The sequence below is a fragment of the Phenylobacterium sp. genome (genome assembly GCF_041913825.1).
Classification (GTDB): domain Bacteria; phylum Pseudomonadota; class Alphaproteobacteria; order Caulobacterales; family Caulobacteraceae; genus Phenylobacterium.
Genome location: NZ_JAYSEO010000010.1, coordinates 84202 through 104088 on the forward strand (window position 1 = coordinate 84202; position 19887 = coordinate 104088).

24 protein-coding genes are annotated in these 19887 nt (G+C 70.8%); 8 read left to right on the top strand and 16 right to left on the bottom strand.

Features of this window, described 5'->3' with window-relative positions:
* Positions 1-56 precede the first annotated feature (56 nt).
* From tatC to ACE3Q8_RS10170, 8 genes are all read right to left on the bottom strand, one after another.
* A complete protein-coding gene (gene tatC / locus ACE3Q8_RS10135; RefSeq protein ID WP_374470159.1) occupies positions 57-950 on the bottom strand; it encodes a twin-arginine translocase subunit TatC in 894 nt (297 codons plus the stop codon).
* Positions 947-1432: a Sec-independent protein translocase protein TatB gene (gene tatB, locus ACE3Q8_RS10140; protein ID WP_374470160.1), complete on the bottom strand. Its 486-nt coding sequence runs from the start codon at positions 1430-1432 to the stop codon at positions 947-949. The genes tatC and tatB overlap by 4 nt, the downstream gene beginning before the upstream one ends.
* Positions 1433-1507: 75 nt before the next feature.
* On the bottom strand, positions 1508-1717 hold the full coding sequence (locus ACE3Q8_RS10145) for a twin-arginine translocase TatA/TatE family subunit (protein WP_374470161.1): 210 nt from the start codon (positions 1715-1717) through the stop codon (positions 1508-1510).
* 99 nt (positions 1718-1816) lie between these two features.
* Positions 1817-2473, bottom strand: coding sequence for an SMC-Scp complex subunit ScpB (scpB, locus tag ACE3Q8_RS10150; RefSeq protein WP_374470162.1), 657 nt, complete (start codon positions 2471-2473; stop codon positions 1817-1819).
* Positions 2470-3276: a ScpA family protein gene (locus tag ACE3Q8_RS10155; protein WP_374470163.1), complete on the bottom strand. Its 807-nt coding sequence runs from the start codon at positions 3274-3276 to the stop codon at positions 2470-2472. Before ACE3Q8_RS10155 ends, scpB begins: the two co-directional genes overlap by 4 nt.
* Positions 3273-4286, bottom strand: a complete 1014-nt coding sequence (nagZ, locus tag ACE3Q8_RS10160) for a beta-N-acetylhexosaminidase (RefSeq protein WP_374470164.1) — start codon at positions 4284-4286, stop codon at positions 3273-3275. The genes ACE3Q8_RS10155 and nagZ overlap by 4 nt, the downstream gene beginning before the upstream one ends.
* Positions 4283-5089, bottom strand: coding sequence for an SPOR domain-containing protein (locus ACE3Q8_RS10165; RefSeq protein ID WP_374470165.1), 807 nt, complete (start codon positions 5087-5089; stop codon positions 4283-4285). Before ACE3Q8_RS10165 ends, nagZ begins: the two co-directional genes overlap by 4 nt.
* A 144-nt stretch (positions 5090-5233) precedes the next feature.
* Complete coding sequence (locus tag ACE3Q8_RS10170; RefSeq protein WP_374470166.1) at positions 5234-6406, bottom strand: deoxyguanosinetriphosphate triphosphohydrolase; 1173 nt, start codon at positions 6404-6406, stop codon at positions 5234-5236.
* Between the two features lie 81 nt (positions 6407-6487).
* Here ACE3Q8_RS10170 and erpA point away from each other — a divergent pair, with 81 nt between their 5' ends.
* On the top strand, positions 6488-6832 hold the full coding sequence (erpA, locus tag ACE3Q8_RS10175; RefSeq protein ID WP_374470167.1) for an iron-sulfur cluster insertion protein ErpA: 345 nt from the start codon (positions 6488-6490) through the stop codon (positions 6830-6832).
* Here the strand turns inward: erpA and ACE3Q8_RS10180 are convergent.
* Genes ACE3Q8_RS10180 through ACE3Q8_RS10190 form a run of 3 tightly spaced genes read right to left on the bottom strand, consistent with a single transcriptional unit; the run spans position 6829 to position 8269 of the window.
* Positions 6829-7284, bottom strand: coding sequence for an SRPBCC family protein (locus ACE3Q8_RS10180; RefSeq protein ID WP_374470168.1), 456 nt, complete (start codon positions 7282-7284; stop codon positions 6829-6831). The two genes, erpA and ACE3Q8_RS10180, sit on opposite strands and share 4 nt — an antisense overlap.
* Complete coding sequence (locus tag ACE3Q8_RS10185) at positions 7281-7619, bottom strand: ArsR/SmtB family transcription factor (RefSeq protein ID WP_374470169.1); 339 nt, start codon at positions 7617-7619, stop codon at positions 7281-7283. The genes ACE3Q8_RS10180 and ACE3Q8_RS10185 overlap by 4 nt, the downstream gene beginning before the upstream one ends.
* On the bottom strand, positions 7616-8269 hold the full coding sequence (locus ACE3Q8_RS10190) for a glutathione S-transferase family protein (RefSeq protein ID WP_374470170.1): 654 nt from the start codon (positions 8267-8269) through the stop codon (positions 7616-7618). Before ACE3Q8_RS10190 ends, ACE3Q8_RS10185 begins: the two co-directional genes overlap by 4 nt.
* A gap of 113 nt (positions 8270-8382) precedes the next feature.
* On the opposite strand from ACE3Q8_RS10190, the gene xth reads away from it, so the two are divergent.
* The 4 genes from xth to ACE3Q8_RS10210 are packed head-to-tail and all read left to right on the top strand — an operon-like array spanning position 8383 to position 12364.
* The gene (gene xth, locus ACE3Q8_RS10195) at positions 8383-9162 is read left to right on the top strand and encodes an exodeoxyribonuclease III (RefSeq protein ID WP_374470171.1); all 780 of its coding nucleotides are present in this window, start codon (positions 8383-8385) and stop codon (positions 9160-9162) included.
* 39 nt (positions 9163-9201) lie between these two features.
* Complete coding sequence (locus ACE3Q8_RS10200) at positions 9202-9945, top strand: hypothetical protein (RefSeq protein ID WP_374470172.1); 744 nt, start codon at positions 9202-9204, stop codon at positions 9943-9945.
* 29 nt (positions 9946-9974) lie between these two features.
* Entirely contained in the window at positions 9975-10667 is a 693-nt protein-coding gene (locus ACE3Q8_RS10205) for an NnrU family protein (RefSeq protein ID WP_374470173.1), read from the top strand.
* Positions 10668-10705: 38 nt separating this feature from the next.
* Complete coding sequence (locus ACE3Q8_RS10210; protein ID WP_374470174.1) at positions 10706-12364, top strand: acyl-CoA dehydrogenase family protein; 1659 nt, start codon at positions 10706-10708, stop codon at positions 12362-12364.
* Here ACE3Q8_RS10210 and ACE3Q8_RS10215 read toward each other — a convergent pair.
* The 5 genes from ACE3Q8_RS10215 to ACE3Q8_RS10235 all read right to left on the bottom strand — a co-directional run bounded on the left by ACE3Q8_RS10215 (position 12361) and on the right by ACE3Q8_RS10235 (position 16694).
* Positions 12361-13053 (bottom strand): aspartate/glutamate racemase family protein, encoded by a 693-nt coding sequence (locus ACE3Q8_RS10215; protein WP_374470175.1) that lies wholly within the window; start codon positions 13051-13053, stop codon positions 12361-12363. The two genes, ACE3Q8_RS10210 and ACE3Q8_RS10215, sit on opposite strands and share 4 nt — an antisense overlap.
* Position 13054: 1 nt before the next feature.
* Positions 13055-14794, bottom strand: a complete 1740-nt coding sequence (gene ilvD, locus ACE3Q8_RS10220) for a dihydroxy-acid dehydratase (protein WP_374470176.1) — start codon at positions 14792-14794, stop codon at positions 13055-13057.
* Positions 14795-14867: 73 nt separating this feature from the next.
* Positions 14868-15224 carry a globin gene (locus tag ACE3Q8_RS10225; protein WP_374470177.1) on the bottom strand — a complete coding sequence of 119 codons (357 nt, stop codon included), beginning with the start codon at positions 15222-15224 and terminating at the stop codon, positions 14868-14870.
* A 29-nt stretch (positions 15225-15253) separates the two neighbouring features.
* The gene (locus tag ACE3Q8_RS10230; RefSeq protein WP_374470178.1) at positions 15254-15733 is read right to left on the bottom strand and encodes a glutathione peroxidase; all 480 of its coding nucleotides are present in this window, start codon (positions 15731-15733) and stop codon (positions 15254-15256) included.
* Positions 15734-15770: 37 nt separating this feature from the next.
* The gene (locus ACE3Q8_RS10235) at positions 15771-16694 is read right to left on the bottom strand and encodes a Gfo/Idh/MocA family protein (protein ID WP_374470179.1); all 924 of its coding nucleotides are present in this window, start codon (positions 16692-16694) and stop codon (positions 15771-15773) included.
* Between the two features lie 105 nt (positions 16695-16799).
* Here ACE3Q8_RS10235 and ACE3Q8_RS10240 point away from each other — a divergent pair, with 105 nt between their 5' ends.
* The 3 genes from ACE3Q8_RS10240 to ACE3Q8_RS10250 all read left to right on the top strand — a co-directional run bounded on the left by ACE3Q8_RS10240 (position 16800) and on the right by ACE3Q8_RS10250 (position 19881).
* On the top strand, positions 16800-17807 hold the full coding sequence (locus ACE3Q8_RS10240) for an NADP-dependent oxidoreductase (protein ID WP_374470180.1): 1008 nt from the start codon (positions 16800-16802) through the stop codon (positions 17805-17807).
* A 76-nt stretch (positions 17808-17883) separates the two neighbouring features.
* On the top strand, positions 17884-18786 hold the full coding sequence (locus tag ACE3Q8_RS10245; RefSeq protein WP_374470181.1) for a cobalamin biosynthesis protein CbiG: 903 nt from the start codon (positions 17884-17886) through the stop codon (positions 18784-18786).
* A gap of 63 nt (positions 18787-18849) precedes the next feature.
* Complete coding sequence (locus ACE3Q8_RS10250) at positions 18850-19881, top strand: amidohydrolase (protein ID WP_374470182.1); 1032 nt, start codon at positions 18850-18852, stop codon at positions 19879-19881.
* The last annotated feature ends 6 nt before the right edge of the window (positions 19882-19887 follow it).

A 19887-nucleotide genomic window follows, 5' to 3' on the forward strand; every position in this document is an offset into this window, starting at 1 on the left:
CTTGCAGGGGAGTGAGCCGCTTTCCTAGAGCGCGTCGGCGGGCGGGCCAAGGCCCTCTAGACGGCCACCACGTCCGTGCCGGCTTCCTCCCGCGCCCGACGGCCCTCGATGACGCGCACGCACCAGATCGAGATCTCGTAGAGCAGGATGATCGGCACCGCGAGCATGGTCTGGCTGATCGGGTCCGGCGGCGTGACGATGGCGGCGACCACGAACACGCCGACCACCGCGTAGCGCCAGCCGGCGCGGAGCATCTTGGACGTGACCAGCCCCGCCATGCCGAGGAGCGTCAGCACCACCGGAAGCTGGAAGCAGAGGCCGAAGGCGAGCAGCAGGGTCGTGACAAGGGTGAGGTAGTCTGAAACCTTCGGCAGCAGCTCCACGGCGATGCCGCCCGTGCCGACGATCTGCTGGCTCAGCGAGAACCACAGCACGAACGGCAGGATGATGAAGTAGACGAGCGCCGCGCCCAGCAGGAACAGGGTCGGCGCGGCCACCAGGAACGGCAGGAAGGCGCGCCGCTCGCGCTTGTAGAGGCCGGGCGCCACGAAGGCGTAGACCTGCCAGGCGAGCACCGGGAAGGTCAGCACCACCGCCCCGAAGCCGGCGAGCTTCAGCTTGGTGAAGAAGAACTCCAGGGGGGCGGTGAACACCAGCCGCAGGTCATCCCCCGCCAGGGCCGGGACGTCCTTGACGCCCAGGAGCACGAAGATCAGGTCGAACGGGCCGTGGCTGGCGCCCGCCTTCTGGGCCGCGAACATCCGAGCGGCCATCTCGAACGGGTGCAGCAGGAATTGGTAGATCGGCGTCGAGAAGCCGAAGCAGATCATGAAGCCGACGATCACCGCGGCGACGCAGATGATCAGGCGTTTGCGAAGCTCGATCAGATGGTCGAGCAGCGGGGCGCGGCTGGCCTCGATCTCGGCCTCGTCGGGATCGTAGTCGCTCACGGCGCGCCCCCTTCCGCCGCCTTCTTGGCCCGGGGCTTCCGGGGCTTGGCGGCAGTCTCCGCCTCGGCCTTCGGCTTGCGGGCTCGGGGCTTCTTGGCCGGCTCCGGCACGGGCGCGACCGCCGGCTCAGGCTCAGGCGTGGCGGGCGGCGCGTCCCATTGGTGGCTCATCGGCGGGTGGAGCTGGACGCCCACGTCGTTGAGGCTCGAATTGATGTCGTCGAAGGCCTGGTTGACCTCGGTGGTCGGCAGGTCGGCGAACTGGCCGCGGCGCATCGCCTCGACCTCCTTGCGCAGCTCGTCCAGCTCGGACTGGCGGGCCATCTCGTCGAAGCTGGCGCGGAACTCGCTGGCCATGCCGCGCAGCTTGGCCACGAACTGCCCGAGCTTGCGCAATAGGACCGGCAGGTCCTTGGGGCCGACCACGATCAGCGCCACGATGGCGATGATCAGGTATTCGGTGACGCCGACGTCGGGAAGCATGCCGGTGGCCTAGACAGGAACGCCGGCCGCGATCAAGCGCGCCGGCGTTCGGAGGTCAGCGAAAACGCGGGCGGTTCAGCCGCGCGTGGTGTCCGTCTCGCGCTCCTTGGGGAGCGGCTTGGCGTCGGCCTGCTGGGTCTCGTCGTCGCCCTTGAGGCCGTCGCGGAAAGCGCGGATGCCCTTGGCGGCGTCGCCCATGAGGCCGGAGAGCTTGCCGCGGCCGCCGAACAGAAGCGCGACGACGACCAGCACGATCAGCCAGTGCCAGATGGAAAAAGAGCCCATGACGGCCAAACTCCTTGGTGGATCCCGCCCCCGGCGGATCCGTGGTTCGGGGGCTATATAGTCCGTCCCGCAGACGCGCGCCACGGCCACGCGCGCGGCCTACCGCCCCGGCTCATCCTCCGAGAGGAAGTCGACGTGGAACTCGGGCGCCTCGCCCTCGAAGTCGAGCGGCTCCTCGTCGCCGACAGGCGCCTCGGGATTGGGGATGGCGAAGTCCGGCGGCAGGTCCATGGACAGAAGGCCTGCTGCCTTCATCTCGGCCATGCCTGGCAGGTCGGCGAGGCTCGCCAGGCCGTAATGCTCGAGGAAGGCGTCCGTCGTGCCGTAGGTCACCGGCCGGCCCGGCGAGCGGCGGCGCCCGCGCATCCGCACCAGCCCGAGCTCCAGCAGGACGTCCAGCGTGCCCTTGCTGGCCTGCACGCCCCGCACAGCCTCGATCTCGGCCCGGGTCACCGGCTGGTGATAGGCGATGATCGCCAGGGTTTCCTGCGCCGCCTTGGACAGCCGCCGCGGCTCCTCGCGCTCTTCGGTCATCAGCCAGCCGAGGTCGGCGGCGGTCTGGAACCGCCAACGACCGCCGACGTCGGCGAGCTCCACGCCGCGTCCCTGGTAACGGGCCTGCAGGGCGGAGATGGCGGCGGGCACGTCCGCGCCCTCGGGCAGGCGCCGCGCGAGGTCGTCCTCGCTCAACGGGCCGGCGGCGGCGAACAGCAGCGCTTCGACCTCGCGCTCGGTCTGGGCCGGATCCAGGCTCACGGCCGCAGCTCCGCCCGCCGCTTCAGGTAGATGTCGGCGAAGGCCTCGAGCTGTCGGGCTTCCAGCGCACCCTCCTTCACCAGCTCCAGGCTGGCCGACAGCGTCGAGGCGACGAAAGACGCGCGGCTGGGCCCCTGCCCCGCCGAGCCCAGCGGGGCGACGCCCGTCAGCGGCGTCCAGCGGTCGAGATCCGGCAGCAGCTTGCGCAGGCGATCGCGGGCGTCCTCGAGCGGATAGGCGGCGGGCGGCCTGGGCGTGTAGTGGCGCCCCTCCTCCTTCCGCCGCTGCTCGATATAGGCGCTCATCAACCCATAGAGGTCGCCCTCGACGCGGGTGGACGGGATCACCTTGATCGCCTCGGGATCGCCCCGACCGAACACGTCGCGCCCGAGCTGCGGCCGCTCCCGCAGCGCCTCGCCGGCCTTGCGCATGGCGTCGAGCTTGGCCAGCCGGAAGGCGAGCTGGGCGGCGACCTCCTCGGCCGGGGCCTCCTCGGGCTTCGCCTTCTCCGGCTTCGGCAGCAGGAGACGCGACTTCAGGTAGGCCAGCCACGCGGCCATCACGAGGTAGTCGGCGGCCAACGAGAACCGCATCCGCCGCGCCTGCTGGACGAAGGCGAGGTATTGCTCCGCGAGCTTCAGGATCGACAGGTGGAGCAGGTCCACCTTCTGGCTGCGGGCGAGCGCCAGCAGCACGTGCAGCGGGCCTTCATAGCCCTCGATGTCGATGACCAGGGCCTCGCCATCCTCAGCCGCGTTGGCGGCGGCGGAGAAATCGAGGCTCGGCTGGAAGCCGCCCCTCATGCATAGGCCCCTTCGAAGGCGGCGTCGAAGCGCATCCGCGCCTCGGCCTTGTCGAACGGCTGCGGCGGGGCGGCGATGCGCGCCAGCGACGCCACGGCCCGCTCGGCGGCCCGGCCTGCGAGCGGGCGGGCCCCGTCGATCACGCCGCGCATCTCGGCCATCTCGCCGTTGCCGTGCAGGACGACGTCGCAGCCCGCGTCCAGCGCCTGCTGAGCCCGCGCGGCGAAGGGCCCAGACAGGGCTTTCATGGCGAGATCGTCGCTCATCACCAACCCATCGAAGCCGATGGCGCCGCGGATCACCCGATCGAAGCAGGCCTTCGAGGTGGTGGCCGGACGCTCAGGGTCGATCCTGGCGTAGATCACGTGCGCCGTCATCGCCATCGGCAGGTCGCGGAGCGCACGGAACGGAGCGAAGTCGCGCGCCGCCAGCTCGTCAGGGGTCGCATCGACCACCGGCAACTCCCGATGGCTGTCCACCCGGGCGCGGCCGTGCCCCGGCATGTGCTTGATCACCGGCAGCACGCCCCCGGCCAGCAGGCCCTCGGCCGCGGCGCGGCCAAGGCGGGCGACGTCCACGGCGCTCTCCGCATAGGCGCGGTCGCCAATCACCTCGTGGCCGGTCGGATCGGGCACGTCGAGGACCGGGGCACAATCGACGTTCAGGCCGACGGCCGTCAGTTCGTCCGCGATCAGCCGCCCGCCCAGCCGGGCGATCTCCTCGCGCTGCGCGGCCGGCAGGCGACCATAGGCGCGGGGGGCGGGAAAACGCCGCCAGTGCGGCGGCTTCAGGCGCGCGACGCGCCCGCCCTCCTGATCGACCAGCACCGGCGCGTCCGCGCGTCCGACGGCCGCCCGCAGGTCGTCCGTGAGTCGGCGCACTTGGTCCGGGGTCTCCACGTTACGGCCGAACAGGATGAACCCCCACGGCTCCGCGTCACGGAAGAAGGCCGCCTCCTCGCGCGTGAGCGCGGGGCCCGAGCATCCGAGGATGGCGGCGCGGACCGTCACCGGACGAAGCAGCTCTTCCCGGCGGCCTTCAGGCGGTTGCAGAAGACCGTCGCCTGGGTGCGGTCGGCGAAGCCCGTGACCGCCGTGCGGTAGAGCACCGAGCCGTCGCGCTCGATGCGCTCGACGCTCTTGCCCTTGCCGGCTGCCAGGCCAGGGGCCGCGGCCACGGCGTCGTTCCAGGCCTTGTCGGCAAGCGCGGTGGAGGACACCGCGCCGATCTGCACGGCCGCGCCTCCGGCGGCATTCGCCGCGGGCGCCGGGGCCGGCGCCGGGGGCGCCTTCGCCGCGGGGGGCGGCGGCGCCGTGGCCACCTGCGTCGGCGGCGCGGCCTTGGGAGCCGACGCCTGGGCGGCAGGAAGCGCCGGGCGCAGCGCCGGGCCGGCGGTCACCGGCTGGGTCGGCGCGGCGGCGGGCGGCGCGACGACCACAGGGGCCGGCGCGGGACGCGGCTGCGGCTGCTCCGGGGGCGGGGCGAAGGTGGGGGGAACGGCTTCGGGGGCCTGGCCGGCTTCCGAGCGGTAGATCTGCAGGCCGGCGGCCGGATCCTGCGGTTGGGCCTCGGCCGGCGGGGCGGCCTTCATTTCGGCCACCGGGGTGCCCACGGTCTGCGGCGGCTGGCCGGCTTCGCGCACGCCCGAGCGGTAGAAGATGACGATAGCCACCACGAGCGCGACCAGCACCAGGGCGGAGATGATCAGGGTGAAGGGGATCGGGCGCGCGCCCCGCACCGGCTGGCGCGCGTCAAACGACAGCGGCGCGTCGGTGGTGGGCGGCGTGTAGGCGCCGCGGTCTTGGTCGGACATCGAAGGCTCCGCGAATCACAGGGCGCGACTCGCCGCGCGGCGAATCGGGTCGTCGGCCGACAGTCTAACGAAGCCTTACGCGTCGTGACTGCGGCGCCGCGGCATTTCCTGTGGGCGGCCCCCGGCGGAAGTGTGGCGCCCGCCCTAGCCCAGCACGTCGAGGTGGAAGAGCTTGCGGTGCTCCTCGATGGCGAAGCGGTCGGTCATGCCGGCGATGTAGTCGCAGACCACCCGCGCGCGGCCGGCCTCGTCCCGCGCCTTGGCGCGCTCCCCCCACTCCGCGGGCAGGACGTCCGGCTCGTGCATGAAGAGCTGGAACATCTCGGCCAGGATTCGGCGCGCCTGGCTGCGGGTCCGGTTGACCTTCCAGTGGCGGTACATCCGCTCCATCAGGAAGGCGCGCAGCGCCGACAGGTCCTCGACCATGTCGCGCGAGAAGGCGACCACCGCGTGGTCGAGATTGCGCACATCCTCGGGCGAGGTCAGGCCGGCGGCCCGGCGGCGGGTCTCATCCAGGACGTCGTCCACCATGGCGCCGATCATCCGTCGCACCGCCTCCAGCCGGATGATCCGCTGGTCGCAGTCGGGGAAGTCGGCCATGGCGGAATGCACGTGCGGCCCGATCAGCGGCACGTCGCGCAGCTCCTTCAGGAAGAAGAGGCCGGCCTCCACGCCGTCGTCCACGTCGTGGTTGTTGTAGGCGATGTCGTCGGCGAGCGCGGCCACCTGGGCCTCGGCCGACGCCCAGGTGGAGAGCCGCAGGTCGTACTGCGCATCGAACTCGGCGATGGCGCTCCAGGAGGGCTTCTCCAGCTTATCCGCCACTGGACCGTTGTGCTTGATGACTCCTTCCAGGGTCTCCCAGGTGAGGTTCAGGCCGTCGAAGCGCGGGTAGCGGCGCTCCAGCTTCGTGACGACCCGGAACGTCTGCACGTTGTGGTCGAAGCCGCCGTAGGACTGCATCTGCACCTGCAGCTCGTCCTCGCCCGCGTGGCCGAACGGCGGGTGGCCCAGGTCGTGGGCAAGCGCGATCGTCTCGGCGAGGTCCGGATCGAGCCCGAGCGCGGTGGCCAGGCTGCGGGCGATCTGCGCCACCTCGAGCGAGTGCGTCAGCCGCGTCCGAAAATGGTCGCCCTCGTGGGCGACGAAGACCTGGGTCTTCTCCTTCAGCCGCCGGAAGGCCGTGGAGTGGATGATCCGATCGCGGTCGCGGGCGAACGGGGTGCGGGTGCGGCTCTCCGCCTCCTGGACCTTGCGGCCGCGGCTGGCGGCGGGGGTCTCGGCGTACGGAGCGCGGGGCGGGATCGTGGCGGCCATCAAACCATTCTGGAAGCTGGCCTCTTGGTCGAAGCCGCGGGGGACCTCATATAGGCTAAGCCGCACAAACCTTTAACACCGATGACCACGACCCAACTCACCGCCGACGTCTCGCTCTCCGAACGCGCCGCCCGGCGCCTCCGCGATATCGGCCAGGCCGAAGGCCGCCCGGTGATGCTGCGCGTGGCGGTGGAAGGCGGCGGCTGTTCCGGCTTCCAATACCAGTTCGACCTGGTGGACGCGCCGCAGGACGACGACCTGCGCGTGGAACGCGACGGCGCCGCGGCCCTGGTGGACGTGGTCTCCCTGCCCTTCCTGAAGGGGTCCGAGATCGACTTCGTGGACGAACTCGCCGGCGCCGAGTTCCGGGTGCGCAATCCCAACGCCAAGTCCAGTTGCGGCTGCGGCGTCAGCTTCTCGATCTAGCCCAGGACCGCCGCCAGTTTGCCGAGAAGCCAGGCCGTGCCCTCCTCCCGGCTGCCGGCGTCATCGTAGCCGTCGAGGAAGGCGCCCTGCTCGGTCATCACCAGGCGGGTCCCCTCGCCCTCGGCGTGGAACTCGATCGTGGCGAGGGACACCGAGAGCTTGGTTCCGTTCACCCACATGTCGTAGCCGTAGATGATCCTCGTGTCCGGGATCACCTCGAAGTAGCGCGCCTGGAAGTCGGAGACCTTGCCGCTCGGGTGCTTGCCCCAGAGCCGCTCCGAGCCGCCGGACCTGAAGTCGAGCGAGCGTTGGTAGATCTCGGTCCCCTCGGGTCCGTCGAACCACTGCGCCTTGGCCTCGGCGGTCGCCCAGGCGGCGAACGCCCGCGACGGTGGGACTGGATAGGTCCGCTCCAGCCGGAAGGTGGCGTGGACCACGTTGCGTTCGGTCATGAGGTCTCCTCAGGGGACGCGGGATTGGCGGCGAGATAGGCGCCGAGCCGGTCGAGCCGCCGCTCCCATGCGGTGCGCCGCTCGTTGATCCATTGTTCGGCGCGGCTCAGGCCGCCGGGGTCGAGCTGGCAGGTGCGCACGCGGCCGACCTTCTCCGACCTCACCACCCCCGCCGCCTCCAACACCGCCAGGTGCTGGACCACCGCGGGCAGGCTCATGTCGAACGGCCGGGCGAGGTCGCTGACCGAAGCCGGTCCCCGGCTCAGCCGTTCCAGGATCGCCCGCCGCGTGGGGTCCGCCAGCGCCTGGAAAAGGGTGTCCAGCCTGTCGGTCACGCCGCCTTCCGGCCCGGGAACATGTGCCACACCGGCTGCGCTTCCTCGAGCGTGCGGGCGAAGGACGGGCGGGCTTGCAGGCGGTCGAGGTAGCCCCCCAGCGTCGGATGGCTGGCGCGGAACGGCAGGACCTTGTCCGCGTAGAACAGCGCCGGGGCGGCGGCGCAGTCGGCCAGGGTGAACGCCTCTCCCGCCGCCCAGGCACGGCCTGCGAGCTCGGCCTCGAGGTAGTCGTAGCTCCGCGCCAGCAATGCGTCGGCGGCCGCCACGCCGACGGGATCCTCGCCGCCCCGGAAGTTCTCCGCGACGATCCGGGACATGGGCTCCATGACGTAGAAGTCGAACACCCGGTCGAGCAGGCGGACGGTCAGCGCCGGCTCCAGGTCCGCAGGAATCAAGCCGGCGCCTGGCGCATAGCGGCCCTGCACGTACTCGATGATGATGCTGGTCTCGGGCGCTACCTTGCCGGCGGCGGTGTCCTCCAGGACCGGCATCTTGCCGAGCGGCCAGCGAGCGTAGTGGGCGGCCCGAGAAGCCTCGTCGTGCAGCTCGACCAGGCGCGGCTCGAACGGTACGGCCATCTCGTAGAGGGCGATCTTCACCTTCCAGCAGAAGGACGAAAGGGGGTGCTGGTGCAGGATCAGGCTCATCGGCGGACCTCACTTAAGTCGCAACTTAAGTATCAGCGAGATGCCGACCCCGCAAGCCATTGAGCCCGCGGCCCTGGCCCTCTAGCTTCCGCGCCACCTCGACGGAGCCCCGCATGCGCATCGCCACCTGGAACGTGAACTCGGTCAACGCCCGCCTGGAGACGGTGGTGCGCTGGTTCGAGGAGGCGAAGCCGGACGTGGCCTGCCTGCAGGAGCTGAAGTGCGTCGATGAGAAATTCCCCGCAGAACCCTTTGAACGGCTTGGCTATAACCTCGCCGTGCATGGCCAGAAGACCTACAACGGCGTGGCCATTCTCTCGAAGGCGCCGCTGGAGGATGTCCGCCGCGGCCTGCCCGGCGACGACAGCGACGAGCAGGCCCGCTATGTCGAGGCGGTGATCTCCGGGCCCCGGCCTGTGCGGGTGGCGTCGATCTACCTGCCGAACGGCAATCCCATCGGGACGGAGAAGTTCGCCTACAAGCTGGCCTGGATGGCCCGGCTGAACGCCCATGCCCGCACGCTGATGGCCTTCGAGGAGCCGCTGGTGCTGGCCGGCGACTACAACGTGATCCCGGAGCCGCGCGACGCCGAGTACCCCAAGAACTGGGTGGACGACGCCCTCTTCCAGACCGAGAGCCGCGAGGCGTTCCGAGCGCTGAAGTGGCTCGGGCTCTCCGACGCCTATCTCGAGGCAGACGGCGCGCCCGGCGCCTATACCTTCTGGGACTATCAGGCCGGCGCCTGGCAGCGGAACAACGGGATCCGCATCGACCACGCCCTGCTCTCCCCGCAGGCTGTCGACCTGTTGCAGGGCGTTTCGATCCACCGGGACGTCCGCAGTTGGGACAAGCCCTCGGACCATGTGCCGCTGGTGATCGAGCTCGACATCTGAGTCGGAGCCCTTCCGGGGACTCACGAAACAGGCTTAGCCTTGCGGGCGATGAACGAGCTCGCGCGCCTCCTGCTGCTGCTCGCGTTGACGGGCGTGGCCCTCACGGTCGTGGGGACCATCGGCGCCAAGCTGTCCACCGAAGAGCGCCGCATCCGGCGCAGCCTCAAGAAGGTGCTGAAGGGCGAGCCGCACGCCTTCCTGGTGGCCCGTGGCCGCGGCCGCGGGGCCGGCTTCAACTTCGCGGCCAACCTGATCGCGGTGACCTGGGACGCCGGCGCCTGGTGCCTGATCTACAAGGTGGACGAGTTGCTAGGGGCCGAGCTGATCGTCGATGGCCAGGTGATCGCCCGCGCCTACCGCGGCGAGCCGCGCCGGGCGCTGGACCTGCTCACGGGCGCCGACCGTCTCGTGCGGCTGCGGCTGATCTTCGAGGACCCGCACCGGCCGGACTTCGACCTCGACCTGTGGCTCCCCGACGACGACGCGCGCAAGGACGCCATGAGCGCGGCCGAGGCCGTGCAGGAAGCCAACCGCTGGATCGCCCGCACCGAGGCCATTGTCCGCAAACCCCTGCCCCCGAGCCGCGCGGCCGCGGCCGAGGGCCGGGCGGAAGCCCCCGCCGCCGCCGAGCCCGGACCGTCGGCACCCCGCACGGCCGAGCCTGCGGCAGCGGCCGCACCGAGGCTCCCTGCGGCTCCAGCCCTGCCGCTGTTCGATCCTCCGGACCCGCCGCCCTGGGAGGATGATGCCGAGGACGGAAAAGTTGACGGCGTAAATTCATAGACGCAAACTCGGCGGAGGAGGCGCGAACCATGCTCAACCTGATCGCCGCGGCGAGCTTCTTCCTGCTCATTCACCTGGCCGTGTCCGGTACTCGCGTGCGTGACGCCCTTGTCGGCCGGCTGGGCGCGAACGCCTACATGGGCCTGTTCTCTCTGGTCTCGGTGGCCGGCCTCGTCTGGCTGGGGTTCGCCTTCGCCGGGGCCCGGGAGGCCATTGACGGGGCGCCCATCTGGAGCATGTCCGCGGTGACCCACGGCCTGCAGTTCCTGCTGCAGATGGTGGCGGTCCTGTTCGTCGTCGTGGGGCTCGCCACGCCCAACCCGACCAGCGTGCGCCAGGAGACGGTGCTCGACCGGCCGCAGTCGGTGCAGGGTGTGCTACGGATCACGCGGCATCCGTTCCTGTGGGGCGTCGCCCTGTGGGCGCTCGGCCACCTGCTGGTGAACGGCGACCCGGCCAGCCTGATCCTGTTCGGCTCCATGCTCGCGCTGGCGCTGTTCGGCACCGCCAGCATCGACGCCAAGCGCAGGCGCGCGCTCGGCGGCAAGTGGGACCAGTTCGCCGCCCAGACCTCGAACATCCCGTTCCTGGCCGTGGCGCAGGGCCGGCAGCGGCTCGACCTCGGCGAGATCGGCGCGTGGCGGATCCTGGCGGCCGTCGTGGTCTGGATCGGGCTGACGCTGGCCCACCCGTTCCTGTTCGGGGTCGGCGTCCTCTACTGAGGCTTGCGGCAGGGCCGCGCCGGGTCTGGAATGAACCCATGCCAGCCTTCGCCCCCACCACCCGCCTCGAAACCCACGAGGTCACGAATCAGCCGCCGGAATTCGCCGGTCGCAACCTCTACGAAACCGACCTGGCGTTCCGCGAGGGCGTGGGCCGGGAGGGCGGCGCCTGGCTGGACGCGCCCTTCTCCGCGCTCGGCGCGGCGGTCGGTTCCGAACAGGTGCTGGAGTGGGGTGAGCAGGCCAACCGCTTCCCGCCCGAACTGGTCACCTTCGACCGCTACGGCCGGCGCGTGGACGAGGCGCGCTTCCACCCGGCGTACCACCAGCTCATGGCGCTCGCCATGGAGCACCGTATCCACGACATCGCCTGGGCGGCGGACAAGCCGGGCGGCCACGTGGGCCACCTGGGCCTCCTCGCCCTCTTCACCCAGGCCGAAGCCGGGGTGATGTGCCCCATCAACATGACCTACGCCGCGGTCCCGGCCCTCCGGACCCAGCCCGACGTGGCCGGACCCTGGCTCGGCAAGCTGATCGGCGGCCGCTACGACGCGCCGCTCCGGCCGATCCCCGGGAAAGCCGGGATCACGGTCGGCATGGCCATGACCGAGAAGCAGGGCGGCAGCGACGTGCGGGCCAACAGCACCCGCGCCCACCGGCTGGAATCATCCAACCCACGCGCTTACCGGCTGGTCGGCCACAAGTGGTTCTGCTCGGCGCCCATGAGCGACGGCTTCCTGACGCTCGCCTACACAGACCGGGGCCTGTCCTGCTTCCTGGTTCCGCGGCTCACGCCGGACGGCGAGCGCAACACGATCCGGGTCATGCGGCTGAAGGACAAGCTCGGCAACAGGTCGAACGCCTCCAGCGAGATCGAGTACCACGACGCCTACGCCGAGCTGCTTGGCGACGAGGGCGAAGGCGTGAAGGTCATCATCGACATGGTCCACCACACGCGTCTGGGCACCATGGGCGGCACCCTCGGCATCATGCGCATGGCGCTGGCGCAGGCGGTGCACCAGGTGAGCGGGCGTCGCGCCTTCCAGAAGACCCTGATCGACCAGCCGACGATGACCGCGGTGATCGCGGACCTCGCGGTGGAGTACGAGGCGGCGGTCGCGCTCTCCCTCCGCGTGGCCCGCGCGTTCGACGCCGAAGACGCGGCAGGCCGGGCGTTCGCGCGGCTCTCGGTGGCCGTCGGCAAGTACTGGCTGACCAAGCGCAACCCGAACTTCGTCTACGAGTGCATGGAGTGCCACGGCGGCGTCGGCTACGTGGAGGAGACGCCGATGCCCAGGTTGTTCCGCGAGAGCCCGCTGAACGCCATCTGGGAAGGCTCGGGCAACGTTATCGCCCTCGACATCCTGCGCACCCTGGCCCGCGAGCCGTTGGCGCTGGAGGCCTATGCCGCGGAGATCGCCGAGGCGCGCAGCGCCGACCACCGGCTGGACGCCGCGGCCACGGACCTGCTCGACCGACTGGCCAAGCGTGTGCCGGCCGAGAGCGACGCCCGCTGGACGGCCGAGCGCCTGGCCCTGGTGCTGCAGGGCGCGCTGCTCGTGCGCCATGCGCCTCCGGCGGTGGCGGACGCCTTCTGCGCGACGCGGCTAGGCGACGAGGGCGGACGCTCGTTCGGGATCCTGCCGGGCGGCGCGGACGTCGACACCATCGTCGCCCGCCAGCGTCTGGAGGCCTAGCCGCCGAGCGCGAAGGCCACCGCCGCCTCGCAGTGAGCGACGGCGCTGTCCACGGTGGGCAGGGGCATGTCGGCGGGGTCGAGCAGCAGGCCGATCTCGGTGCAGCCGAAGATGATCCCGTCGGCCCCGGCGGCCTGGCCGCGGGCGAGGATCTCCAGCACGGCGCGCCGGGAGTCCTCCCGGATCACCCCCTGGCAGAGTTCGTCGTAGATGATCGCGTGCAGGCGCTCGCGATCCTCCGGATCGGGAGCGAAGCCGTCGAGGCCCTGGCGGCGCAGGCGGTCCAGGTAGAACGGCTTCTCCATGGTGAAGCGGGTGGCCAGCAGCAGCGGCCGGCTCACCCTCCTCGCCTTCAGCGCCTCGGCCGTGGCGTCGGCGATATGGATCAGCGGCACGCCGCCGGCCTCCGCCACCTGCGGGGCGTTCAGGTGCATGGTGTTGGCGCAGATCATCAGCGCCTCGGCGCCCGCCGTCACGAGCCGGCGCGCGGCGTCGGCGAACTGCCGGCCCGTCTCGTCCCAGTCGCCCTTGGCCTGCAGCTCGGCGACCGGCGCGAAGTCCACCGACCAGAGGATCAGCTTGGCCGAGTGCAGGCCGCCCAGCCGCTCGCGGACCAGGCGGTTGAGCAGCTGGTAGTAGACGAGCGTGCTCTCGGCGCTGATCCCGCCGATGAGGCCGAGGGTGCGCACCTCAGAGGTCCGCGTAGACGTGGGTCTCGGCCTGGGCGCCCGGGTGGGTCACGGCGCCGAGGTGAGCCGGCCCCACGCTCTGGGCGAACTTCCAGACGGCGCCGCTGGCGTACATGGGCTTGCGCGCCGGCTCCTGGGCCAGGAGGTGCGCCCGGTGCTCGAGCTCGATGGGGTCGACCTCCAGCTCGATGGTCCCAGCGTCGGCGTCGATGGAGATGATGTCGCCGTCCTTCACCAGCGCGATCGGCCCGCCCGCGGCGGCCTCCGGACCCACGTGGCCGATGCACAGGCCGCGCGTGGCGCCGGAGAACCGGCCGTCGGTGATGAGCGCGATGTTCTCCACGCCTTGGCCGTAGAGCGCCGCGGTGGTGGCCAGCATCTCGCGCATGCCCGGCCCCCCCTTCGGACCCTCGTAGCGGATCACCAGGACGTCGCCTTCCTTGTAGTCGCGCTTCTCGACAGCGGCGAAGCAGGCCTCCTCGCCGTCAAACACCCGGGCGGGGCCCCGGTGCTTGGTGTGCTTCAGGCCGGCGACCTTGGTGATGGCGCCGTCAGGGGCCAGCGAGCCCCACAGGCCGACCACGCCGCCGGTGGGCGACAGCGGGTTGGACACCGGGCGGATCACCTCCTGGTCGTCGCGCCACTTCACGTCGGCCACGTTCTCCGCCAGCGTTTTGCCGGTGACGGTCATGACGTCGCCGTGGAGATAGCCGCCCTCCAGCAGCGTCTTGAGCAGCATCGGCGCGCCGCCGGCCTCGCCCATGTCCTTGGCCACGAAGCGACCGCCGGGCTTCAGGTCGGCGATGTAGGGCGTCCGGGCGCAGATCTCGGCGAAGTCGCGCAGGGTGAACTCGATGCCGCACTCGTGCGCCATGGCGGGCAGGTGCAGGCCGCCGTTGGTCGAGCCGCCCGTGGCGGCCACGACCACCGCGGCGTTCTCGAAGGCCTTCCGGGTGCAGATGTCGCGCGGACGGATGTTCTTCTCGATGAGCCGCACCACCGCTTCGCCGGAGGCCCGCGCGTACTGGTCGCGGTCGGTGTAGGCGGCCGGCAGGGCCGAGGAGAGCGGCAGGGCCAGGCCGATGGCCTCGGACACCAGGGCCATGGTGTTGGCGGTGAACTGGCCCCCGCAGGCCCCCTCGCCGGGGCAGGCGTGCTGCTCCACCTGGCAGAGCCGCTCTTCGCTGATCGTGCCGGCGGAGAACTGGCCGACAGCCTCGAAGACGTCCTGGACGGTAAGGTCCTTGCCGTCCAGACGCCCCGGCAGGATCGAGCCGCCGTAGAGGAACACCGACGGCACGTTCAGGCGCAGCATGGCCATCATCATGCCGGGCAGGCTCTTGTCGCAGCCCGCGACGCCCACCAGGGCGTCATAGCTGTGGCCGCGCATGGTGAGTTCGACCGAGTCGGCGATCACTTCACGGCTGGCGAGCGAGGCGCGCATGCCCTCGTGGCCCATGGCGATGCCGTCGGTGACGGTGATGGTGCAGAACTCGCGAGGCGTCGCGCCGGCCGACTTGACGCCCTCGGCGGCGGCGTTGGCCTGGCGCATCAGGGCCGTGTTGCACGGCGCCGCCTCGTTCCAGCAGGACGCTACGCCGACCAGCGGCTGGGCGATCTCTCGGCTGCCGAGCCCCATAGCGTAGTAGTACGACCGGTGCGGAGCCCGGGCGGGCCCTTCGGTCACGTGGCGGCTGGGCAGCTTAGACTTGTCCCAGGATCCGTCCGGCTTGCGATGCATTTGTTGCGCCTCCGACTTGGCGGGGCCGTCTTAGAGGCGCTGTCCGCGGTGGGAAAGAGGCGGATGTGGGAAATTATGCCTCAACCTGGGTCAGCCGGCCGACGCGAGCCAGGCGCAGGTTCCAGGCGGCGTCGATCTCCGGCGTCCAGTCCCCGGCCAACAGCTCGCGGCAGACGTCGCGGACGATGGGGAAGAAGCGGCCGAACGCCTCCGGCGCCACCCCGAAGGCCTCGTGGTTCACGCGTTCGGCGGCGATGAAGTTGGCCCCGTAGCTGCCGTCGAGGTCGAGCAGGCACTGGAAGGCCACGGCCAGCATCTCGCCGCGCACGGCGCCGCGGGTGTCGCGGACGAATAGCGCCTCCGCCTCGGGGAACTCGGCGAACAGGCGCGCATAGATGGCTGGCGCGGGGTCCCCGGCCCGCTCCGCCACCAGTTCCAGCGAGCGCGAGACCGGATCGCTCAGAGGACGCCCTCGATCGCCTCGGTGACTTCGCTGTCGAGCGGGTCGGTCCTGGGCCCGAAGGCCCGCACGGCCTCGCCATTCTTGCCGATCAGGATCTTGTGGAAGTTCCAGACAGGAACCGCCGGCTCGCCGAGCTGCTGTTGCGCCCAGCGGTAGAACGGGTGCGCGTGATCGCCCTTCACGTCCACCTTCCCGGTGAGCGGGAAGTCGACGCTGAAGCGGGTCTCGCAGAAGTCCTTGATCTCGGCCTCCGTCCCCGGCTCCTGGCCCGCGAACTGGTTGCAGGGGACGCCCAGCACCACCAGCCCCTTGTCGCGGTAGGCGCGATAGAGCTGCTCCAGGCCGTCGTACTGCGGGGTGAGGCCGCACTGGGACGCGGTGTTGACCACCAGCACCGCCTTATCGCGGAAGCTGGTCAGCGGCAGCGGCTGGCCGTCGATGCTGGTGAACGAGAACTCGTGGGCGCTGGACGTCATGGGGGCCTCCCGGATCGTTGCCCCGACGCTAGACCCGTTACGCGGCGTCTTCCAACGCCTGTTCGACGGCGAGCGCCAGGTCGAGGGCGCGGATCGCCTCGTCCGCGGTCACCACGGGGCGCGGCGCCGCCCCACGCACCGCCTGCAGGAAGCCCTGCACGCTTGCGCCCAGCGGGTCGGTTGCGGCGGGCGTCTCGGCGAAGTCGCGGTTCAGGACGAAGGGCGTGGTGTTGCGGAACTCGCGGGTGACGAAGTCGATCTCCACCTCGCCCGACGGGTAAACCACCTTCATCCGCCGCCGGCGCTCCGGCGCCACGCGGGACACGTCGAAGCGGGCGGTGAAGCCGTCCTCAAAGCTGACCTCTGAGCGCACGACGTCCCAGACGCCGTCCGCCCCCCGCTCGCCCTCGCTCTCCGCCGTCACGGGATCGGCGGCCGAGATGGAGAGCGCCAGGTCGAGGTCGTGGACCATCAGGTCGAGCACCGCCGAGACGTCACGGCTGCGCTCGGACGGGGGACCGTGGCGCAGGGCTTCGAGGAACAACGGCTGCTCGGGCACGTCGAGCAGGCCCATGGCCCGGAAGACCACCCGCTCCTGGTGGCCACATGCGACGACGAGGTTCCGCGCGGCCGCCGCGGCGCGCATCTTCTCGGCGTCGGCGACGCTGACGGCGATGGGCTTCTCCACATAGACGTGCTTGCCGGCGGCCAGCGCGGCGAGCGCCTGCTCGGCATGCCCGGTGGCGGGCGATGCGATGGTCACCACGTCCACGGCCCGCAGGAACTCGTCCATCTCGCGGAAGGCGCGGCCCCCCAACGGAACGGCCACCTTGGCGGCGCGGTCGGGGTGGGGATCGAGGACCGCGGACAGGACGACGCCGTCGAGGCGGGCGTACTGGCGGGCGTGGTAGCCGCCGAAGACGCCGGCGCCGATCACGCCGCCGCGCAGGGACTCACGCATGGGAAGCTCCGAATTGGCGCGAGCGGGTAGCAGACGGCCGCCCTCGACGCCACCGCGTCCTCCGAGCTAAACAGTCGTTTGAACGATCATAACGGGAGGATGACCATGGCCCAGGTGCGCGAAGTCCGGCTGAAGAGCCGCCCGGTGGGCATGCCCGCCGCCGAGAACTTCGAGATCGCCACGGTGGACCTGCGGGACCCCGGCCCCGGCGAAGTCCAGGTGAAGAACCTCTGGATGACGGTCGACCCGTACATGCGCGGGCGCATGAACGACGTGAAGAGCTACGCCCCGCCATTCGCCCTCGGCGAAGTCATGACCGGCGGGGCGGTCGGCCAGGTGACCGCCTCCAACGACCCCAACTTCCAGGAGGGCGACCTCGTGGTGTCGCAGCTCGGCTGGCGCGAGGCCTTCACGGCAGCACCTGCCGCCGCCGGCCTGCAGAAGCTCGACCCCCGCGGGCTGCCGCCGCAGGCCTTCCTGGGCGTCGCGGGCATGCCGGGCCTGACCGCCTATGCCGGCCTGCTGCGCGTCGCGGCGCTGAAGGACGGCGACGTGGTGTTCGTCTCGGGCGCGGCTGGCGCGGTGGGCTCCCTCGTCTGCCAGATCGCCAAGGCCAAGGGCCACCAGGTGATCGGCTCGGCGGGCGGGGCGGAGAAGGTGGAGTTCCTGCGCTCCATCGGCGTCGACCACGTGATCGACTACAAGGCCGAGCAGGACCTGACCCAGGCCCTGATGGCCGGCGCGCCGGAGGGGATCGACGTCTACTTCGATAACGTCGGCGGCGCGCACCTTGAAGCGGCACTGAACGCGGCGCGCCTGTTCGCCCGGTTCGCGATCTGCGGCATGATCTCGATCTACAACGCCACCGAGCCGCCGCCGGGACCGAAGAACCTCGCACTGCTGATCGGCAAGAACATCCGCATGGAAGGCTTCATCGTCTCCCACCACTTCGACCTGATGCCGAAGTTTATCGAGGACCTCTCGGGCTGGGTGCGCGAGGGCAAGGTGACCTGGAAAGAGACGGTCTTCGAAGGGATCGACAAGGCCCCGGACGCCTTCCTCGGCCTGTTCACGGGCGAGAACCTCGGCAAGATGCTGGTGAAGCTGGCGTGAGGTGAACGACGCGGACGTTGGCCCGTTCTTCGTGAGGGGCTAGAAGCCCTCGTCCCTCGCAATCGGAGCCGCCAACGTGCCGCGCCTGTTCAGCGCCTATGTGATCGTCGACTGGAGCGCCGCGTCCAAGCCGACCACCGGCCCGGATTCCGTCTGGATCGGCGTGCTGAAGCGCGACGTCCGTTTCCGCCTCACCTTCGAGAGCCACAACCCGGCGACCCGCGGCGAGGCCGAGAAGCGGCTGAACGCGATCCTGGACGACTTCAAGAAGCGGTCCGAACGCGCGCTCGTGGGCTTCGACTTCCCCCTGGGATTCCCGCGTGGGTTCGCCGCAGCGCTGAACCTGCCGGGCGAGCTGCCCTGGCGCGCGGCCTGGGACCAGATCGACAAGATGGCCAAGGACAAGGCCGACAACACCAACAACCGCTTCGGCGTGGGCGCGGAGATCAACCGACGCCTGACGGGCGGGCCGTTCCCCTTCTGGGGCTGCCCGCCGAAGGACGCCCTGACCACCCTGCAGCCGAAGCGGACGCGGAACCACGGGCCCGACGACCTCCCGGAGTTCCGGCATGCGGACCTCGCCGCCAAAGGCGCGGCCTCGATCTGGAAGCTCTACTACAACGGGTCAGTTGGCGGTCAGGCGATCCTCGGCATCCCGGCCGTGCGCCGGCTGAAGCTCGCCCGCGGCGAGGCCGTGAAGGCCTGGCCCTTCGAGACGGGATTCAAGGCCCTTTCCGAAGCCGACCTGGATGGCGTGGATGCCGTGGTCGCCGAGGTCTACCCCTCGCTGCTGAAGGTCACGCCCGGTCCGGGCGAGGTGAAGGACCTGGCGCAGGTCCGGACCACGGCCGAGCACTTCGCCCGGCTCGACGAGGCGGGCAAGCTGGGCGCGATGTTCGCCCCGCCCGCTGGAACGGCCGCCGACGTGGTGCTCGACGCGGAGCGCGAGGAAGGCTGGATCCTGGGCGCGGGGTCGTGATCGCCGGTTGACCGGCGGAGGCTCCGCTCTAGCCTGCTCCCGAGCACCACCAGGGAGGGACAGGTGAGCGAAGAAATCCTCGAGCCGGACCTGCCGATCGTCGACCCGCACCATCACCTGTGGGACCGGCGGAACTATCCGCCGCCGCAGGGCCCGGAGCATCCCTTCGTCACCGCCATCGCGCCGGCGCAACGGTACCTGCTGGACGAACTGCTGGCCGATACCGGCAGCGGCCACAATGTGATCGCCACCGTGTTCGTGGAGTGCCGGGCCTTCTACAAGGCGGATGGGCCCGAGGTCCTGCGGCCGGTCGGCGAGACTGAGTTCGTCAATGGCGTCGCCGCGATGAGCGCCAGCGGCCTCTATGGTCCGACCCAGGTCTGCGCCGGCATCGTCGGCAACGCCGACCTGACGCTGGGCGCGCGCGTCGAGGAGGTGCTGCAGGCGCATCTGCAAGCCGGCGGCGGCCGGTTCCGGGGCATCCGCAACTCGGCCTCGCAGGACGACGATCCCGAGGTGCTGGGGCCGCTCAACCGGCTCGCGGCGGGGCTCTACCGGCGAGAGGACTTCCGCGACGGCTTCGCGCGGCTCGCCCCGCTCGGGCTGTCCTTCGACGCCTGGCTGCTGGAGCCGCAGCTCCCCGACCTGATCGGCCTGGCTCGGACCTTCCCCGACACGCAGATCGTCCTGGATCACGTGGGGACGCCGCTGGGCCGCGGCCGCTACGAGGGTCGACGCGACGAGCGCTTCCCCACCTGGCGCGAGAATATCCGCGAGCTCGCCCGCGCTCCAAACGTGGCGGTCAAGCTGGGCGGCCTCGCCATGGCGTTCTGCAACTTTCCGTCGTTCCTGGCCGAGCCGCGCGCCTCGTCCGAACAGCTCGCGCGGGAGTGGCGGCCCTACATCGAGACCTGCATCGAGGCCTTTGGGCCCGAGCGGTGCATGTTCGAGTCGAACTTCCCGGTCGACATGGGCGCCTGCGACTACGCAACGCTGTGGAACGCGTTCAAGCGATTGGCCGCCGGAGCGTCCGACGCCGAGAAGGCGGAGCTTTTCGCGGGCACGGCGACACGGGTCTATCGGCTGGAGCCCTGAGCGCCC

Excerpts from the sequence above, each read along its gene's own strand:
- ACE3Q8_RS10145 (WP_374470161.1), bottom strand. The coding sequence starts at position 1,717 with ATGGGCTCTTTTTCCATCTGGCACTGGCTGATCGTGCTGGTCGTCGTC.
- ACE3Q8_RS10235 (WP_374470179.1), bottom strand. The coding sequence starts at position 16,694 with ATGCGTGAGTCCCTGCGCGGCGGCGTGATCGGCGCCGGCGTCTTCGGC.
- ACE3Q8_RS10170 (WP_374470166.1), bottom strand. The coding sequence starts at position 6,406 with ATGGCCGCCACGATCCCGCCCCGCGCTCCGTACGCCGAGACCCCCGCC.
- ilvD (WP_374470176.1), bottom strand. The coding sequence starts at position 14,794 with ATGCATCGCAAGCCGGACGGATCCTGGGACAAGTCTAAGCTGCCCAGC.
- tatB (WP_374470160.1), bottom strand. The coding sequence starts at position 1,432 with ATGCTTCCCGACGTCGGCGTCACCGAATACCTGATCATCGCCATCGTG.
- ACE3Q8_RS10155 (WP_374470163.1), bottom strand. The coding sequence starts at position 3,276 with ATGAGGGGCGGCTTCCAGCCGAGCCTCGATTTCTCCGCCGCCGCCAAC.
- ACE3Q8_RS10205 (WP_374470173.1), top strand. The coding sequence starts at position 9,975 with ATGCTCAACCTGATCGCCGCGGCGAGCTTCTTCCTGCTCATTCACCTG.
- xth (WP_374470171.1), top strand. The coding sequence starts at position 8,383 with ATGCGCATCGCCACCTGGAACGTGAACTCGGTCAACGCCCGCCTGGAG.
- erpA (WP_374470167.1), top strand. The coding sequence starts at position 6,488 with ATGACCACGACCCAACTCACCGCCGACGTCTCGCTCTCCGAACGCGCC.
- ACE3Q8_RS10190 (WP_374470170.1), bottom strand. The coding sequence starts at position 8,269 with ATGAGCCTGATCCTGCACCAGCACCCCCTTTCGTCCTTCTGCTGGAAG.
- ACE3Q8_RS10180 (WP_374470168.1), bottom strand. The coding sequence starts at position 7,284 with ATGACCGAACGCAACGTGGTCCACGCCACCTTCCGGCTGGAGCGGACC.
- ACE3Q8_RS10230 (WP_374470178.1), bottom strand. The coding sequence starts at position 15,733 with ATGACGTCCAGCGCCCACGAGTTCTCGTTCACCAGCATCGACGGCCAG.
- ACE3Q8_RS10165 (WP_374470165.1), bottom strand. The coding sequence starts at position 5,089 with ATGTCCGACCAAGACCGCGGCGCCTACACGCCGCCCACCACCGACGCG.
- ACE3Q8_RS10240 (WP_374470180.1), top strand. The coding sequence starts at position 16,800 with ATGGCCCAGGTGCGCGAAGTCCGGCTGAAGAGCCGCCCGGTGGGCATG.
- ACE3Q8_RS10210 (WP_374470174.1), top strand. The coding sequence starts at position 10,706 with ATGCCAGCCTTCGCCCCCACCACCCGCCTCGAAACCCACGAGGTCACG.